17 protein-coding genes, 1 tRNA gene and 1 pseudogene are annotated in these 16,573 nt (G+C 42.5%); 3 read left to right on the top strand and 16 right to left on the bottom strand.

The annotated features are described in order from the left end of the window. Positions 1 to 18: 18 nt before the first annotated feature. Positions 19 to 92, bottom strand: a tRNA-Arg gene (locus DW965_RS14885). 153 nt (positions 93 to 245) lie between these two features. Next, entirely contained in the window at positions 246 to 761 is a 516-nt protein-coding gene (locus DW965_RS14890) for a transcription repressor NadR (protein ID WP_119198571.1), read from the bottom strand. A 220-nt stretch (positions 762 to 981) separates the two neighbouring features. Here DW965_RS14890 and sigG point away from each other — a divergent pair. Continuing rightward, a pseudogene (sigG, locus tag DW965_RS14895) lies at positions 982 to 1,766 on the top strand (RNA polymerase sporulation sigma factor SigG). 10 nt (positions 1,767 to 1,776) lie between these two features. Here sigG and DW965_RS22240 read toward each other — a convergent pair. Together DW965_RS22240 and DW965_RS14905 are read right to left on the bottom strand one after the other, a co-directional pair. Then, complete coding sequence (locus DW965_RS22240) at positions 1,777 to 2,082, bottom strand: helix-turn-helix transcriptional regulator (RefSeq protein ID WP_117813732.1); 306 nt, start codon at positions 2,080 to 2,082, stop codon at positions 1,777 to 1,779. After that, positions 2,073 to 2,579, bottom strand: coding sequence for an AraC family ligand binding domain-containing protein (locus DW965_RS14905; protein WP_117813730.1), 507 nt, complete (start codon positions 2,577 to 2,579; stop codon positions 2,073 to 2,075). The genes DW965_RS22240 and DW965_RS14905 overlap by 10 nt, the downstream gene beginning before the upstream one ends. Before the next feature lie 130 nt (positions 2,580 to 2,709). On the opposite strand from DW965_RS14905, the gene DW965_RS14910 reads away from it, so the two are divergent. Together DW965_RS14910 and DW965_RS14915 are read left to right on the top strand one after the other, a co-directional pair. Then, positions 2,710 to 3,840, top strand: a complete 1,131-nt coding sequence (locus DW965_RS14910; RefSeq protein WP_118595036.1) for a glycoside hydrolase family 27 protein — start codon at positions 2,710 to 2,712, stop codon at positions 3,838 to 3,840. Next, complete coding sequence (locus tag DW965_RS14915; protein WP_022461561.1) at positions 3,840 to 4,031, top strand: hypothetical protein; 192 nt, start codon at positions 3,840 to 3,842, stop codon at positions 4,029 to 4,031. Before DW965_RS14910 ends, DW965_RS14915 begins: the two co-directional genes overlap by 1 nt. A 78-nt stretch (positions 4,032 to 4,109) precedes the next feature. Here the strand turns inward: DW965_RS14915 and DW965_RS14920 are convergent, their stop codons facing one another. The 12 genes from DW965_RS14920 to DW965_RS14975 all read right to left on the bottom strand — a co-directional run bounded on the left by DW965_RS14920 (position 4,110) and on the right by DW965_RS14975 (position 16,262). Beyond that, positions 4,110 to 5,681 (bottom strand): BCCT family transporter, encoded by a 1,572-nt coding sequence (locus DW965_RS14920; protein WP_022461560.1) that lies wholly within the window; start codon positions 5,679 to 5,681, stop codon positions 4,110 to 4,112. A 37-nt stretch (positions 5,682 to 5,718) separates the two neighbouring features. Continuing rightward, a complete protein-coding gene (locus DW965_RS14925) occupies positions 5,719 to 6,507 on the bottom strand; it encodes an NTP transferase domain-containing protein (RefSeq protein ID WP_243036649.1) in 789 nt (262 codons plus the stop codon). Positions 6,508 to 6,519: 12 nt separating this feature from the next. After that, complete coding sequence (locus DW965_RS14930; RefSeq protein ID WP_119198564.1) at positions 6,520 to 8,292, bottom strand: NTP transferase domain-containing protein; 1,773 nt, start codon at positions 8,290 to 8,292, stop codon at positions 6,520 to 6,522. Between the two features lie 166 nt (positions 8,293 to 8,458). After that, positions 8,459 to 9,343: a metallophosphoesterase gene (locus tag DW965_RS14935; protein WP_119198565.1), complete on the bottom strand. Its 885-nt coding sequence runs from the start codon at positions 9,341 to 9,343 to the stop codon at positions 8,459 to 8,461. Positions 9,344 to 9,368: 25 nt separating this feature from the next. After that, positions 9,369 to 10,547: a Coenzyme F420 hydrogenase/dehydrogenase, beta subunit C-terminal domain gene (locus tag DW965_RS14940; protein ID WP_117509377.1), complete on the bottom strand. Its 1,179-nt coding sequence runs from the start codon at positions 10,545 to 10,547 to the stop codon at positions 9,369 to 9,371. 131 nt (positions 10,548 to 10,678) lie between these two features. Then, positions 10,679 to 10,939 (bottom strand): hypothetical protein, encoded by a 261-nt coding sequence (locus DW965_RS14945; RefSeq protein ID WP_119198566.1) that lies wholly within the window; start codon positions 10,937 to 10,939, stop codon positions 10,679 to 10,681. 35 nt (positions 10,940 to 10,974) lie between these two features. Beyond that, positions 10,975 to 11,667, bottom strand: a complete 693-nt coding sequence (locus tag DW965_RS14950) for a glycosyltransferase family 2 protein (RefSeq protein ID WP_119198567.1) — start codon at positions 11,665 to 11,667, stop codon at positions 10,975 to 10,977. After that, on the bottom strand, positions 11,660 to 12,931 hold the full coding sequence (locus DW965_RS14955; protein WP_147398803.1) for a lipopolysaccharide biosynthesis protein: 1,272 nt from the start codon (positions 12,929 to 12,931) through the stop codon (positions 11,660 to 11,662). Before DW965_RS14955 ends, DW965_RS14950 begins: the two co-directional genes overlap by 8 nt. 74 nt (positions 12,932 to 13,005) lie before the next feature. Beyond that, a complete protein-coding gene (locus DW965_RS14960) occupies positions 13,006 to 13,224 on the bottom strand; it encodes a hypothetical protein (RefSeq protein ID WP_119198569.1) in 219 nt (72 codons plus the stop codon). 14 nt (positions 13,225 to 13,238) lie between these two features. Beyond that, positions 13,239 to 14,408 (bottom strand): polysaccharide pyruvyl transferase family protein, encoded by a 1,170-nt coding sequence (locus DW965_RS14965; RefSeq protein WP_117509380.1) that lies wholly within the window; start codon positions 14,406 to 14,408, stop codon positions 13,239 to 13,241. Between the two features lie 2 nt (positions 14,409 to 14,410). Continuing rightward, positions 14,411 to 15,358: a glycosyltransferase family 2 protein gene (locus DW965_RS14970; protein WP_117509381.1), complete on the bottom strand. Its 948-nt coding sequence runs from the start codon at positions 15,356 to 15,358 to the stop codon at positions 14,411 to 14,413. Positions 15,359 to 15,560: 202 nt separating this feature from the next. Next, positions 15,561 to 16,262, bottom strand: a complete 702-nt coding sequence (locus DW965_RS14975; protein ID WP_119198570.1) for a glycosyltransferase family 2 protein — start codon at positions 16,260 to 16,262, stop codon at positions 15,561 to 15,563. Positions 16,263 to 16,573 lie beyond the last annotated feature (311 nt).

Below are 16,573 nucleotides of genomic sequence, written 5' to 3' on the forward strand. Positions count from 1 at the left end.
ACCAAGACGGTTACCGTCCGTGCGTTAGAGGATTCGAACCCCCGACCTTTTGGTCCGTAGCCAAACGCTCTATCCAGCTGAGCTAAACGCACATTTCTTTGTCGCTTTAGAACTCTTTGTTTATCACTCGTTCCCGCTGACATCATGTATATTACACTATCCTAAGAGAAAAGTCAACACCTTTTTTAAAAAAATTTAAAATTTTTTCGAATAACAGTTTTTTGTGAAAATAAGGGCTTTTTCCCCTATTTCACACTCCGCACCAGGTAGTCTTTCTTTCGCAGTTCCTCTTCAATCAGATCCAGGGTCTGCGCAGAGTCTGCCGATACGGTATGAAAATGTTCCCCTGATGTGATATTCTTTAGCGGCCGTGATTTTCCCTGCCGGATTTCTTCCATAAACAGTGCCACCTTATTTCGTGAACTGATATTCAGTTCCGCCCGCAGTTCTCCGTAAACCTCGTGACGCACAATCACATCCAGCACAACGCCGCCGAAATCCACAATTGTATTCAGCTCGTCCTGCATCTGCTCATCCGTGTGATTCACCTCAAAGACCCGCGTCTCTCTCACCGGGCTGCTGCAGATGTAGCCGCGGTTTGTCGCAATCACATCGTATCCGGCAGCGCGGATCAGGGCAATGTCCTGGACAATCACCTGACGGCTGACTTCACAGCTCTTCGCCAGCGCTGCACCGGAGACCGGCGTCTTACTGTTTGTTATTCTTTGAAGAATCTCTTCTCTTCGTTCCTTTCCACTCATCATAAAACAAGACCTCGCATTTCGTACACTTCCCTTATCTTATCACACTTTCCGCCGTTTCTACAATAGCAGGAAATCATTTTCCAAAAGCTTTGTCAAGGACTAAAACTTTATGAAATTTTCCGGGCTCTCGTATATTCGTCCCGCCAACTGCCAATCATGAACGTATAACAGTAACGAACGGTAACCATACGTTCCATGTTTCAGGAGGATGCATACCATGGCGATCAATAAAGTTGAACTGTGCGGAGTCAATACATCACGCCTTCCCGTACTGAATGCCGAAGAAAAAGAGACTCTGCTGAAAAAGGCCCGCGAAGGAGATGCTGCTGCCCGCGAACGCTACATTCAGGGCAATCTGCGCCTTGTCTTAAGCGTGATCAAGCGCTTCTCCAACAGCAGTGAAAACGCCGACGATCTCTTTCAGATCGGCTGTATCGGCCTGATTAAGGCGATTGATAACTTCGACACGACCTTAAACGTCCGTTTCTCCACCTATGCCGTGCCGATGATCATCGGTGAAATCCGGCGGTATCTGCGTGACAACAATGCGATCCGCGTCAGCCGTTCCCTCAGGGATACTGCCTACCGCGCCATCTGCGCCCGCGAACTTTATCTCAAGCAGAACCAGAAAGAGCCTTCGATCGAGGAAATCGCCGCTGAAATCGGCATTGGAAAAGAGGATATCGTCTATGCCCTCGATGCAATCCAAAGCCCAATGAGTCTGTATGAGCCCGTCTACACGGAAGGCGGCGATACCCTGTATGTCATGGATCAGTTAAGTGATAAGAAAAATAAAGAAGAAAACTGGGTGCAGAACCTCGCCCTGCAGGACGCGGTCGCCCGTCTCAATGAGCGCGAACGCCAGATCATCCGCATGCGTTTCTATGAGGGCAGACCCAGATGGAGGTTGCCCGGGAAATCGGCATCTCGCAGGCGCAGGTCAGCCGGCTGGAAAAGTCCGCCCTGCGCTCTATGCGGAATTATCTCTCCGACGAGCGGTAACGCCCGCCGTTCACTGAATTTCTGCAAACTCCAGCCGGTAATCCGACGGCGGCATTCCATAGTGTTTCCGGAACACACGGGAATAGTAAAAGGGATCTTCAAATCCGCACGACAGCGCCGTCTGTTTGACCGTCATCCCCATCTGCAGCAGCTTTTCTGACTGCTGCAGCCGATATTCCAGCAGATACTGTCCTGGTGACCAGCCGATTTTCTTCTGAAACAGACGGTTCAGCGTTGTGCGGCTGACCGCCATTTTCCGCGCAATTGTCTCCGCGCAGAACTCACTCCTGTGATACCCTGCGGCAATCAGAGCCATCGCTCCATAATCCGCGGATCCTCCTTCTTTCTCTCCTCCCGCTGCGGCTCCGCCAGATCCTGGTACACGCCCAGAAGCGCAAGCAGCACACCGACGGCCTCCTGGCTGTTCCGGCGATAGAGTTCCATCTGGCAGAGACGCTCAAAATACGGCAGAAGCCTTTCCTGACGGAGAGGCGGCGCCGCCGGCTGCTGTGGGTTCAGTACCGACCGTGCCAGAATCTGCCGGCATTGTTCCCCGACAAAATCAACCCACACATATTCCCACGGCTCGTTCTCATCCGGCGCGTACTGCACCACCTGCTCTGGACAGATTAAAAAGCTCTGTCCGGCGGTAAGCGTGTACGTCTTTTTCCCGCAGGTAAACGTTCCCTTTCCGCTTATAATATAATGTATAATATAGCACTGCCGTACACCCGGCCCCCAGGAATGCAGATCATGGCAGTCCTGCCGCCCGGCATCGACAGGCCGGATCCCGTTCATTTCTGATACAAGCATATTCTTTCCTTTTCCCGTATTTTATTCTTTATGAAGCAAAAATCCATGCTTTTGTCTTAAAATTCCATGGTTTTGCTCTGGAAATCCATCTATACTCAAAGTACATCAAAACTTACGGGAGGTCAATACTATGATCAAACTTACACCGCCGATGGGCTGGAATTCCTGGAACACCTTCGGAGAAAATATCAATGAAAAAATGATTTTTGAAACTGCTGATGTCATGGCCGAGAGCGGCCTGCGCGATAAAGGATACGAATATCTTGTCATCGACGACTGCTGGTCTTTACGTGAACGCGATGAAAACGGCCGTCTTGTGCCGGATCCGGAAAAATTTCCGTATGGTATGAAAGCCGTTGCCGATTACGTTCATTCCAAAGGGCTGAAATTCGGTATGTATTCCTGCGCCGGAAACATGACGTGTGCCGGCTACCCTGGCAGCTATGAGCACGAATTTGTCGATGCGGAAACTTTCGCATCCTGGGATGTTGATTTCTTAAAATACGACTACTGCTACCACAGTCCGATCCTGCACGGAAAATATCTGTACCGCCGCATGGGACTGGCACTCGAGAACTGCGGCCGCGACATTCTCTTCTCTGCCTGCTCCTGGGGTGCTGATGAAACGCATGAGTGGATCAAAGAAACCGGCGCTTCCATGTGGCGTTCCACCGGCGACATCTTTGATACCTGGGATTCTGTCAAAGATCTCGTGGCACAGCAGGAAAAACTGCATCCGTACAACGGCGTCGGCTGCTTCAACGATATGGACATGCTGATCGTCGGCATGCATGGAAAAGGAAATGTTGGACTGGCCGGCTGCAGCGATGTCCAGTATCAGACACACTATGCACTGTGGGCATTCCTTGGCTCCCCGCTGATGATCGGCTGCGACATCCGCGAGATGAGCGACGAAACCCGCCGCATTCTCATGAATGACGAAATGATCCGCATCAACCAGGATCCGCTCTGCCGTCAGCCGTATAAAGTGAAAAACCATGCATGGAATGACAACGTTCTGATTTATGTAAAAGCGCTCGCAAACGGAAATCTTGCTATCGGCATGTTCAATCTCAGTGATGAAAAATCGCGTGCAGCCATGAATCTGGATGAGATCGGCCTTCCGTTCTCCACTGGCCGTACTCTGGAACTTACTGAGGTCTGGACCGGCGAGAACCTGTGTGCAAACAATGCATCCCTTGTCACAGAACTCGAGCCGTTTGCATCAAAAGTATACCGTGCAAAGGTCGTAAAACTCTGATGGCACGCTGTATGCAGTGCGGCAAAGAACTCACACATAACGAGATCGGCGCCCACCGTAAATTTATCAACCGCGGCGCAGAACAGTTTTTCTGCAAGCAGTGTCTTGCCGAGCATCTCGGTGTAACGCCGGAGCTCATTGACGAAAAGATCGAACAGTTCAAGCGGCAGGGGTGTACACTGTTTGTATAGACCTACACTGTCTGAAATGCACACAGCCGGATTTCCGCCAAATAGAAATCCGGCTCTATTTTCATGCTGCATAAAAAATCATTTCTTCTTTATTTCTTTCAGATATGCTCCGGCATCCTTTAGGAATCCCGCCACAATCAGAAGAATTACCATTCCGATCGGAAACGCTGCCACGATACTGACCGACTGCAGATTGCTCATAGAGCTTTCGGAAAAGACCAGTGCAATCGGAAGCAGAATCAGCAGAAGGCACCACATAAGCTGAATCGCTTTCGATGGCTGCTGTCCCTCTTCCAGACGGCGGTAGCTGTAGCAGGAAACCGTCAGCGCAATCGAATCAAACGAGGTCGCATAAAAGGCAATCATCGTGAGCAGCAGAACGACAAGAACCAGCGATGCACACGGGATCTTCTGGATCATGGCGATAATCATTCCATAGAGATCACCGTCTTTGGCATACCGCGCGATAAAATCCGCTTTTCCCGCCATCTGCATCCCCATCGATTCATTTCCCAGGATGATAAAGCTTAAAATCGTGGAGCCAACGCCGAATCCATATCCGCCAAGGATTGTCTGCCGCACCGTTCTTCCCCGGGAAATACTTCCGATAAAAAATGGCGCCGCCACGCACCATACCATCCAGTATGCCCAGTAATAAATAGTCCAGTTCTGCGGAAAATGCGTCTCGCGCAGCGGATCGGTATCGGTCGCCAACGTCGGGAAATACTGAATCATCCGTCCCAGCGATGAAAATCCCGTCTCGATAATATACCGCGTCTGTCCGCCGAACAGCAGCACGTACGCCAGTAGCCCGAAAAACAGATAGATGCAGAGCTTTGCCAGAAAACCGATTCCGCGGAAGCCGTGAAGCAGCGAATACGTGTACACAAAACACGTAATCAGCAGAATCACAATTGTCACTGCGTTCCGGTCCAGATTGATATGAAACAATGCATTGATTGCACTTGCCATCAGCGGCGTTGCCACGCTGAATGTCGTTGCCGTTCCTGCAAGGAGTGCAAATACCGCCAGCAGATCAATCAGCCGTCCGCCGATGCCGTCCGTCTGTTTTCCCATAATCGGACGGCAGGCTTCTGAATACCGCTGCCGGTTCCGTTTCCGCACGTGCAGCATAAACCCAAATGCGGCAGCGAGAACGAGATAAAAGCCCCACGGAATCAGACTCCAGTGAAACAGCGGGTACACGCCCGCCCACTCCTGGATTCCGCCCATCTTTTCAATCTGCGGATCAGCAGCATACATCACCCATTCTGCAAAAGAATAAAACAGAATGTCTGCCGCAAGGCCGCACGTAAACATCATGGATCCCCAGGCAAAAAAAGAATATTTCGGTTTCTCATCCTGCTCTCCTAACACAATATCGCCATATTTTGAAAATGCCAGATACAAAGAGAGCAGAAAAACGCCAAGGCCAATTGCAAGATAATAGACTCCAAAGGTATCTCCCAAGAAGAAGCGTACCTTCGCAAGAACTGTGTTGGACTGTTCCGGCAGGAGGAAAAACAAAATGCTGAGCGCTGCAATCAGTCCCAGCGGCAGCAGCGTGATCATCCAGTCAATCTGACCTTTTTTCCGTATTTTTCCGCTCTGTTTCTTTTTCGCCACTCTGTTTTCATCAACTGTATTCATGTTTTCTGTTCCTTTCTGCTATACTGCCCGATCCAGCTTATTTTTCTTCTGATTTTTCCTGCCCCTGTGCCTCATATCCGCAGTAAGACGGATCCAGATCGCAGAGTTCCGAGAAATCATCAATCTCAATCAGATCGCCTTCCTGCATAGGATAAATGCCAAGCTCATATTCTTCAAAATGACAGAACATCGCCACATCATCCCAGTAAATCTGACGGTTCTGTTTTTTTTCAAATTCCAGTTCCAGGTGGCGTTTCAGCCGCTTTCCGTCCTCCCGGTTCCAACGTGATACACTGAAGAGCTGCCAGCCGCCCTTACCGCCGGTCCGGCTACAGGAACACACGATTCCATCCTTCACCTGCATCAGCCATTCATCCGTCTTTTCGTCCGTCCAGACAGCATTGTAGCCAGAATGCGTAAATTCCGGTGCAAGAATTTCTTTTTTGTATATAATCTGATCCCCATCCAGAATCATTGCATTTTCCAACTGTTCCCGCGCCACATAGAGCGATGCAATATTATTGCAGGAATCCCAGTATGGATTTTCGATCAGTGTCACACCTTTATATTCTGCGGTAAGGCACGCAAACTGCTCTTTCCGATATCCCACTACTACATAAATCTCATAAATTCCATTTTCATGCAGCGCCTGAATCACCGTATCAATCATGCGGACACCCTTCACACGGATCAGCGGTTTCGGCGTAGTAAGCGTTACCGGCCGCATCCGCGTTCCCGTTCCCGCCGCCATGATAATTGCACGTTCTACATGATTTTTCTGCTGAGTTTCACTTTCCGGTCTCTGCCCCACATCCATCGCTTTCATTCTTCCACCCTCTTATTCTTCCTGACCTTTGCTTTTGGCAAGCTCCTGCTTAACAAGTTTATAGTAATCCTTAGCATATCGGTACTGTTTCAGCGAATACTCGCCAAACTCCACGCCTAACCGGCTCTTGTACTCACACCAGTTGCTCCATAAAAGCCCGCACACCGCAATGTATGCGTAAATCTTCGTGCGCACCTCCTGCGGACAGCCTTCCGTAAAATAGCAGTCGATCAGCGCATCCACCTGCGGACGGTCATACATGGCGTAAATGCAGAACATCGCCAGATCCACATGTGCATCCTGCATGCCCGCATATTCCCAGTCAATCAGACGGATTTCCGTTCCACCGTTTTTCTCCACAAACAGAAAATTATCCGGCACCGCATCAATATGCGTCAGCGTCCACACCTTCGGCTGTGCTTCCAGATAAGCCTCAAGCTCCAGCACATGCGCTTTCGTCGTGCTGTAATCCCGATAAACAGACGGTTCCCCCTCCCACAGACTTTCATAGTATGCGATCTGTTCAAACAGAGAAAACGTATGCTCCACATTCAGATGCTCCTCATGGAAGGAGCGGAGCTTTTTCATACAGGCCTGCACATCCTCCGGCTTTTCCGGATCGCAGACACGCGCGCCTTCCAGATATTTCGTAATCTTATAGCCGTTTTCCGGATTGATCGACACGATTTCATCGCAGATTCCCTTTCCGTCCAGCGTCCGATATACCGCCGCCTCCTGCCTGCGGTTGATCAGAAGACTCGTACCTTCCCCCGGAATCCTCATAATATACCGCCCGCCGCGACAGCGGAATAAAAACGAACGGTTTGTCATTCCCTTTTTCAGGACCTCAATCCCCGTGATCTCCTCCCCGGAAACCGAAAGCACCCGTTCAATTTCTGCCATCGCATCCGACTTCAGCTGATCCGAATTTTCATCCAGCTCCCGCAGCTGCTCGTAGGTATTGATCTCCACCACAGCACCTTCCGGGACAAGCTTTGCCTGCACCGGCATCCCGTTTTCCGCAAAAAGGGCATCCTCCCAGAAAACATGGTCATACCGGCGATCCTGTACCATCGTTTCGATTCGCCGCGCCATCGACTGTGCCACAGAATCCGTCAGATAGCTGATGCCGATCATATGATTTCCTTCTTTTTCCCCGCCTTGGGGCACAAGCTCCCACTTCCGGCTCACACGAACCGTACTGTCGGGATCTTTTGCATCGCTCACCAGATACCAGGAATACCACTCATACTCCGAAAACGGATTTTCCCGGCACCAGAGGTCGCACGGCATAAGATACGTTTCACCAAGCTGCGGCAATACCTTTGCCAGGGAATGCAGGTTGTTTTTCTCTGCATACTCCATATTGACAACCAGCTTCACGCCATACCGGTCAACCAGATAATCGTACTGTTCCTTTTTAAAACCAACGACAACATAAATTTCCTTCACCTTTACCGCATGAAGCTGACGGATCAGCCGCTCGATCAGCGGTTCCCCCTCTACTTCCAAAAGTCCTTTCGGCGTTTCCATATTAATCGGCACCATCCGCATTCCATATCCGGCAGCCAGAATCACCGCGTTTTTCGGGCGATGCTTTGCCATCTCAAGCTTGGCTTTTTCCGTCAGCTCCATATCTGTTGTTAAAAAACCCTGCCCCTGCAGCGCTTTCACCGAACGGTTTACCATTCCCAGTGAAAACCCACACCGCTCCGCCAGCGCACGCTGGTTCCGGCAGTGGTATTGCAGGATCACGTTCAAAATATCCGATTCCTGTTTGTTCATGTACATCTTTCCTTTCATTTTCGTGAACATCGTTATTATAATACAGGACCGGCGGCATGTCAAGCTGCCAGCCGATCCTGTGAACCAATATGCCCAGATTAAGTTACGGTTCACTGGTTCCCCGCGAACCGTAACATTCGCAGTCCTAATCCATGTGCAAGTTTTTTCACCATCCTCCTTCCGGTACAAGATCCACGCAGACAATCTCCGGAATATTGTTGAACCGCGGAATCACCTCCGTATTTCCAAGCCCCGCAGACAAAACCAGATGCCGTTTTCCATCCTTCGAATCAAAAACACCCTTCAGCCGTCCCGGAAACCAGCCCATATCCGGCGCATATACACCGCCGATCCCAGGTAAAATGACCTGCCCTCCGTGAAGATGGCCGGAAAACACGCAGTCCATGTTCCATTCCTCCAGGGCATCATTTTTCAGCCAGGCAATCGGAAGATGACTAAGCAGGATCTTGTAACGGTCGGTATTCTCAAAATCCCACAGAAACATGCATTCGCTAAGATCAGCTTCTTCCGTTTCCAGGTATTTGTCCGGCAGGCAGTAACCGTAAATGCCGCCGATGCGAAGAGACTGGCCTTTTACAGTAATATCCCGGTATTGGTGCTCCAGAACGATTGCACCGGCGTCCTGATACAATTGTGTGATGTCTGTGCCAAAATTGTCCCGGTATTCTATCTCATGATTTCCCAGGGACAGATAGACGGGAGCAATCTCACATAGAGAAGAAATTAAATTGGTAGCAATCTCTGTGACAGGCTCTCCGGAATTTAACAGATCCCCTGTAAGCAGAATCAGATCGGGCGACTGACTTGCTATCCGGTCAATCAGCTCCTGATTGTCTTCTCCAAACTCGCTGTTGTGCAGATCCGTCAGCTGCAAAATCCGGATTGGGGTATCGATTTTGTCGGAGGGGATCTGATAGGAAGAGTAGCTTAGGGAGTGTTTTGATTGGTCGAGGTTTTGGCAGTTTGTGATTCCGAGGAATAGAAGTACGCTGATAATGAGCGTCCATTTGTGCTGCCGTAGCCATTTCATTGATAATGTCCTCCGTTATCGTGACTCATCCTAACCCACACAGCTTTTTGAGTACACGCTTAATTATTTCCTTCTTACTTCGCCTTTGTGGTTGTTTTACTTGAAGTAATGGCAATATTTCCTGAAAATTTTCGCTTTCAATAGTTTTTAAAACAATATCTCTATTTTGTTTATGAACTGATGATCTCAATAACGATGGATTTTCTCTTGCCGCCTGTTCCAAATAAACTTGTTCACATTTTATGTTTTCAGAAACTGCGTTCATCATTTTTTCGCCTTTTGCAGTATGCGTTAATATAAGAGATGTTCCTTTATTATCGTCCATTTTGGGATTAATATTCCATATTCCCCAGAAATCGCCTAATGTTATATCACTAACACGATGATATCCTTTAAAATGACAGCTACTACAAGATTCCCGCAAAATATAATCTTTTACAAATAATTGCATGAAGGGATCATCACCATTTTTACATAAATAGCGTTTCTTGTCTGCATAAGCAAATTCAACCGAGTATGCGTAATGACTCCAACCACTTTCCTTATTTCGCAAATTTATATGCTGTGGAAATGAATCACTATTATCCGTTAGAGATCGATACTTTACATATTTTTCCCATACCATCGGAGACGGCACTCCATGACATACAAAATCTATGCAGACCAAATTCTCATAATCTCGTTTTAAAAAAGCTTTCAATCCGGCTACCTGACAAGGTGTACCTGAAAACAACACTATTCGTCCGGAATCCAGTTGTTTTTTTATGCTTAAAAAGCAGTCTCCTAAAATACTTTGCGAATATTTCGCTCCTTGTAGTTTGCCGAGTTCTGTTTGCTCTTTGATCTCAATATGTCTGACTACGCCTTCGTCATCATAGCTTGCACCATAGATCACTCCGCCTCGCTGTAAAATGGTAGCTGCTAACTCAGAGAAAATTCCACCGGAGGAACTCTCCAGTCGAAGTGCATTATTGTTAGAGAATGCCGCATATGCAGACGTTGATAGGTTTTCATCATCTTTTTTCTTCATTAACACGGGACATACTCTTTCACAAGCCCCACAAGCAATACACGCAGACCGCTCCATAATTACCGGAAACTCAAATCCTGCATTATCTTTTTTCATCTGAATACAGTTCCGTGGACAAATGCTTACACAGGCAGTGCAACCTGTGCATTGACTTTTATCTGCGAATTTAGGCATAATCTTCACCTTCCTGTTCAACAAAGCCTGTTGTAATCATACTGTAATTCTTTTGCACTTTTTTTGACATAAGCATCACATAGTCTCACGGCCATATATATAATCATCATAGCCCTTTGCATGATCTGCCTTCACAAATTTCCTAATTTAGATTTTATTTTTCTAAACAAACGTAATAATAAAACAAGTTCAGGATGTGTCAAACGACAATATATAATATAGTCATCCAATTGTACATTTTTATTTATTTTTAATTTCAAAAAAGCTTCTTTCATCAAAATGTCATCATTATACACCCCTGCAATCTGCATGACACTTCTCCAGTAAAAATTTTGTATAATATCTAGATAATATTCTCGTTCCCTTTCATCATGAATAATAATCTGAACCATATGTTCTCTAATATCACGAAAACCATTCGCATTATCTAAACTCTTTTTCTTTTTACTCTTTTCAACATTAGTTTGGTTAATGAATTTTCTTGCTGGTTATAATTCATATGTGGTTTATCAATAAATCCACATTTTTTATTGTAAAGCAATGGCAATAACAGTTGTAAATTTTGTCCATATTTTGATTGATAAATTTCTCTTTCAGGATAAAATTTAAACAAGGAAGACACTCTAACCATATAACTTCCAGCCCAATTATTTGTCTTCCCTTCCAATAATGCCGTAAAAACATCCTGAATATTTTTCTCACATTCATGATAAATAAACAGGCTTTTTCCATTTTTTCTTACATACCACCCATTCGAACGCACTACATCCATTTCCCTATGACTTTCTAAAAACTGTACTCGCTCTAACAATGCACCTTGCAAATACTCGTCATCGATGTCCAATAATAATAAATACTCTCCAGAAATATATTTCAGGCCGGTATTTATTGCGCTTCCAATCCCTTGATTTTTTTGTTTAATATATATTAATGAAATCTTTTTATTTTCCAGTACTTCTTTCCATTCCAATATCTTGGATTCACTTTGATCTATCGATCCATCATTTACCACAACCACTTCAATATGTGGATAATTTTGAATTTCAATAGAATGTAAACATCTATCAATAAAACGTTCTCCATTAAAGCATGGAATAATAATGCTAACTTTTTTATTCATAATTTCTCCGTTTTAAAAAGTCTTTAATTTTGCCCAACGGTCTTTTTCCAATACGTTTCATAAGCTTCATTACAGAATTAAATTCATTGGTATGGTGAAACAAAATATAATTAAATCCACTTGGAATAGCAATAGCAACAACCGCTTTTTCTACAAATCTAAAGTAGATATTTCCCCTAGAAATCCAGGTGCAAGTCCAATATGCCAGTGCAATATAGATAATCCCTAAGCAAACATATAATACATATCGTTTATAATACGCTCTAACAGGACAATGAAATACAGATCTATAGATTACAATTGGCCTATACCAATCAGCAGTAAGTAGACTGCCAACAATTGTACCCAGAAAAACTCCTGAAACCCCAAACGGCTTAGCAAATAAGATAGATGCAACCAAGTTAATAATCGCAAAAGCAAATGGAACCCAAGCATCTTCTAAATATTTCCCCGCTGCTCCCTTCATGGTAATGAGTGGCATTCGTAATCCTGTCAGATAATTATTTATTACAATAATTGCTACAGTTCCTGTTCTAAATAAGTATTTTTCACCAATCCAAATTTCACCAATAAATGGATTAAATAAACACATAAAACATGTAGCTTCTATGCTATAAATAAAAAAGGCAATGAAAAACATTGTATTAAATACATCTAATTTTTTTTCATCATTCTCCACTGCCACTATATTTCCTATTCCAGCAGTGACACCTGCAAACAAAGCACTTATGTATCCGTTGATCAGATTCCGAATCAAAAGATAGTTGGAATATATTCCTGTGGCTACTAAGCTTACAAGTTTTGTAATAATAAGATTATCCGTTGAATTAACCAAATAGTCTCCTATTTTTGCAACAATCAATCCTGATATATTTTTTTGAATTTCCTGTTTTTGAGCACCTGTCAGTCTATCCTTTGAATAAAAAGTAACTTTATCATATTTTTTTGTTATGTATAAATTTTGTGCGGCCATCAAAACGATCGAGCATCCGATCTGTATTGTTAAATATACAATATAACTTTTCCAAATTAACAATGCAATAATCTGCAAAAGTGTTTGAACACAATTTATTGATACATTAATTGGAATCAGTCTAAACGCTTGGTTATCTGAGGATATCAGTGTGGTCTTATATGATAAAAAATAACCAATAACAGTATTAATTAAAAACGCAAAGTAAGCAAAGGTTGTTCCGTCTGGCTGTTGTTCTACGGGAACAAAAAAATCTAAGAATTGAAATAGAATAATTCCAGCTAAAAGCACAATAACACCTATAACCGAATATGCTTTTCTATAGACGGACATTAATGTACTGATGGACTTATAATCTTTCTCAGCTAAGGCTTATAAAGACTGAACCCAATTGCAGTTGCAATCCCCAATTCACCAATCGCCAAAAATCCTAAAACATTACTTAAGAGCCCAGATAGTCCCAAGTAATCCGCTCCCAATGTATAGATAAACACAGTTCTAGAAATCAAGCCTAATAAAGAAGCCACAAAATTATTCCCAAATGACCCCAAAATATTCTTAGCAGAATTTTCTAATCTAGACATGAACCATCTCCTCTTTAAAGTAATCGCTCAACATATTCTTTTGCAGTTAATGCTCTTTTAATAACTTCTGGTATTTTGCTATTTAATTGTTTTTTGATTAATTCTTCATTTTCTAATATCCATCTAAACTTTTTAAGCAACTCATCTGTTTCTTTCAGCCTTTGAACAGATAAACTATACTGTTCTTCATCTCCAAACAAGTCCCTAGCAATTCCTCTTGCCTTTACAGAGTATCCTACAACCAGTGTTGGTATCCCCGAAGAATATGCCGCAATAGTGGAATGCGTTCTTGCCCCAACAAAAAATCTACATTTTGAAATCGCATACTTAAGTTTTGAACAATTTTGATCTTCTATTACTAAAACTCTTCCACTTTTTTTATAACGTTCATACAACTGCATTAATGGTATCCTATCATCACTGTCATCCCAGATTACATGAGGAATTAATGCAATTGCCATATCTGTTTCTTTCAAAATATGTTCTATCAAGATCTCATAATTTTTCATTATAATTCCTGAAATCTTTTCTTCTTTTTGTACCATCGGACTCAAATTAATTCCTACCATGTTTTTATTGATAAACTTAGATGGAATTTCTGCATATGCTGTTTTGAGTCCAAATGCAGGATCTGCAACAAGTATGGTATTGGGATTTATTTTTTTCAGTGCATTATAAGTAATAGATTCTCTTGCTGTAATAAGCTGATATTGTCTCACATCATTAACAATTTCCGGATTACTCAATACTTCCGGATTGATAGAACATCCCCATAATACTGTCTTGGCTCCCCTAGAAATCATCATATTATGTAGCATAATATATTTATTCACATCAGCATAACAATAATTATCACCGCCTATAGATAATACAATGTCGTTTTTATGCACCATGTCAATGGTTTTCTTATAGTTAAGTTTATCTAACGGCACATAGTCATTTTTTAATTTTAATGCTATATATGCCCGAATAAATGGTAAAGTTATTTTGGAATATGACTGTACATCTTTCTTAATTGTACAAATTTTATCTAACCCATATTTTATATCTTCTTCCGTTTTAGAAGAAATGAGCAATATTTCATCCCATAATGGATTGTTTAACATATCACATGTAGAACGCACAATTGCTTCGCATCCATGATTTCCACTCCCGCCATGAGCATACATATAAATTTTTGCCATTTTCATTCCTTCCTTATCCAATGAATTCTTTTTCCATTTTGCAAAAATATTCCCTGACCAAATAAAAAAAACACAAGTTTCTCTTTCCAAGGAATTGCTCTACAAGTAAGAATAAGACACATATATTTCCGGAATAATTTTCTTGTCCCATCAACAAATTCTGAATTTCTATAATTATTCTCCTGAAAAAGTCCTATTACATATTGAAACAAATGGGATACTGTAACATAACAACATTCTGGCTTTAAATCCTTCCTTTGTGCGATAACCTGAAGCAACCTTTCTGTTGCAATAATGATATCCAATGAAGGATTTTTTATCATCTTACTCATTGCTCCATTATTATTTTCAACATAAAAATATTGTGTTCGATCTGTCGTTACAATTTTATTTGCATTTAATAACGCGTCCAATGTAAAAAGAATATCTTCATATGTTTTTATTGACGGAAATTTTAAATTTGCAATCAATTCTTTTTTGTACAATTTTCCTGCCGGACCCGAATTAATAGATTTCCGAATCAAAAGAGCATTTATCGCATCGGTTCGTGTTAATACAGTTTTTCCTACTGTAAATCTAAATTTCACCGCTTTTTCATCAAGAAACACTGTATCGCATATTGCAACATCGCCTATTTCGCAACATTTTACTAGTTCATACAGATAATTGGGTGGAATAAAATCATCAGCGTCCAAAAACGCTATGAATTTTCCTCTTGCCAAACTTATTCCTTTATTTCTTGTGTAAGAAACTCCATGATTTTTCTGCGTAAAGCAACGCATGCGAGTATCTTTTTCTTCATACTCCTTACATATACTATAAGATGAATCACTACTACCATCATCAATTAAAATACACTCAAACTTTTGATATGATTGACCCAAAATGCTTTCTAACATTCTTTTCAAATAATTTTCTGCGTTAAAAATAGGTATAATAATTGAAATCATGTTGATACCTTTCTGAATTGATATCTACGCCGAATTGCTAAAAAAATACCCGGAATAAGTGCGCATAATATCAATCTTTTATTCTGTCCTTGAAAACCATATTCTATATGTCCCCCAACTATTGATAATGCAACCACTTGACAGGCAGCATAAAATTTTTGCTTTTTTGAACACTCAGGATATTTCAGCATATGACAATACATCATCGCATAACCCATTGGGTTATTTTTTCTAATACTTTGCTTCCCTTGGTAAGGCCATCATCCAGATAATTACACTGATAAATAATATCTGAATGCCACCGCAATTTATAACCATCCAACGCAATTTCATTCAATGCGATTTGTTCTGGTGCAAATTTTTCGCCCGGCCATTCCGGCATCGGATATTTTTTCAATATTTTTGTCTTATATGCCTCACACATATCTGCATCCAAATTAAATTGTATTCTCTGTAGATTCGTAGCGTCTACATATCCTTGTTCGTTTACAATAGGTGAAACACCCTTTATATAAGAACCATCTGGAAATCCCCTGGCTGCTCCAACACCAATATAATCTGAATTATTTTCAATCTCTTTGCACCAATTTTTCATTTTTGATAACGCATTCGGTAATAGAAAATCATCAGAATCAACCATAAAAAAGAATTTACCTCTCGCATACCGAATCCCATAATTGATTGCTCTTGGTTTTCCTCCATTTTCTTTTTCCAAATATCTAATTGAAAATTCTTTTTCTTTCCTGATCCACTCTTCAACTAATTGATGCGTATTGTCTGTCGATCCATCATTAACAATCAACCATTCAAAGTCTGTCGTTCCCTGATTTTTCAACGACTCATATAATCTGAAAAGTGTATATCCTCTATTATATGTCGAAGTAAATACCGTAAAATATGGCATCTCATCATCTCCTTAGCAAACGCCTTATTAAATGTCTCATTAAACGTCTTAACTGTAAACTTATCTTCAATAAATAGTATTTGTTTTCATATAGTAATAACAAAATCCATTTTTCAAAGAAATTCCGTCCGCATGCTTTAATTCCCTCAGATTTACAAATTAATTGTAATTCCTCGAAACAGTTTTTCAATTTTTCAATATTGCAATACAACAATGAAAAAATCACATAATTACTTAGCAACTGTGAAACAATCAACTCATTACTTCCGCTATAAATGAAACAATCAACTCATTACTTCCGCTATAAACAT

The organism is Blautia sp. AM47-4, from assembly GCF_003479865.1.
GTDB classification, from domain to species: Bacteria; Bacillota; Clostridia; order Lachnospirales; family Lachnospiraceae; genus Fusicatenibacter; species Fusicatenibacter saccharivorans.

Coding starts and splice junctions, on each gene's coding strand:
- DW965_RS14890 (WP_119198571.1), bottom strand. CDS start 761: ATGAGTGGAAAGGAACGAAGAGAAGAGATTCTTCAAAGAATAACAAAC.
- DW965_RS22240 (WP_117813732.1), bottom strand. CDS start 2,082: ATGGCTCTGATTGCCGCAGGGTATCACAGGAGTGAGTTCTGCGCGGAG.
- DW965_RS14905 (WP_117813730.1), bottom strand. CDS start 2,579: ATGCTTGTATCAGAAATGAACGGGATCCGGCCTGTCGATGCCGGGCGG.
- DW965_RS14910 (WP_118595036.1), top strand. CDS start 2,710: ATGATCAAACTTACACCGCCGATGGGCTGGAATTCCTGGAACACCTTC.
- DW965_RS14915 (WP_022461561.1), top strand. CDS start 3,840: ATGGCACGCTGTATGCAGTGCGGCAAAGAACTCACACATAACGAGATC.
- DW965_RS14920 (WP_022461560.1), bottom strand. CDS start 5,681: ATGAATACAGTTGATGAAAACAGAGTGGCGAAAAAGAAACAGAGCGGA.
- DW965_RS14925 (WP_243036649.1), bottom strand. CDS start 6,507: ATGAAAGCGATGGATGTGGGGCAGAGACCGGAAAGTGAAACTCAGCAG.
- DW965_RS14930 (WP_119198564.1), bottom strand. CDS start 8,292: ATGAACAAACAGGAATCGGATATTTTGAACGTGATCCTGCAATACCAC.
- DW965_RS14935 (WP_119198565.1), bottom strand. CDS start 9,343: ATGAAATGGCTACGGCAGCACAAATGGACGCTCATTATCAGCGTACTT.
- DW965_RS14940 (WP_117509377.1), bottom strand. CDS start 10,547: ATGCCTAAATTCGCAGATAAAAGTCAATGCACAGGTTGCACTGCCTGT.
- DW965_RS14945 (WP_119198566.1), bottom strand. CDS start 10,939: ATGGTTCAGATTATTATTCATGATGAAAGGGAACGAGAATATTATCTA.
- DW965_RS14950 (WP_119198567.1), bottom strand. CDS start 11,667: ATGAATAAAAAAGTTAGCATTATTATTCCATGCTTTAATGGAGAACGT.
- DW965_RS14960 (WP_119198569.1), bottom strand. CDS start 13,224: ATGTCTAGATTAGAAAATTCTGCTAAGAATATTTTGGGGTCATTTGGG.
- DW965_RS14965 (WP_117509380.1), bottom strand. CDS start 14,408: ATGGCAAAAATTTATATGTATGCTCATGGCGGGAGTGGAAATCATGGA.
- DW965_RS14970 (WP_117509381.1), bottom strand. CDS start 15,358: ATGATTTCAATTATTATACCTATTTTTAACGCAGAAAATTATTTGAAA.
- DW965_RS14975 (WP_119198570.1), bottom strand. CDS start 16,262: ATGCCATATTTTACGGTATTTACTTCGACATATAATAGAGGATATACA.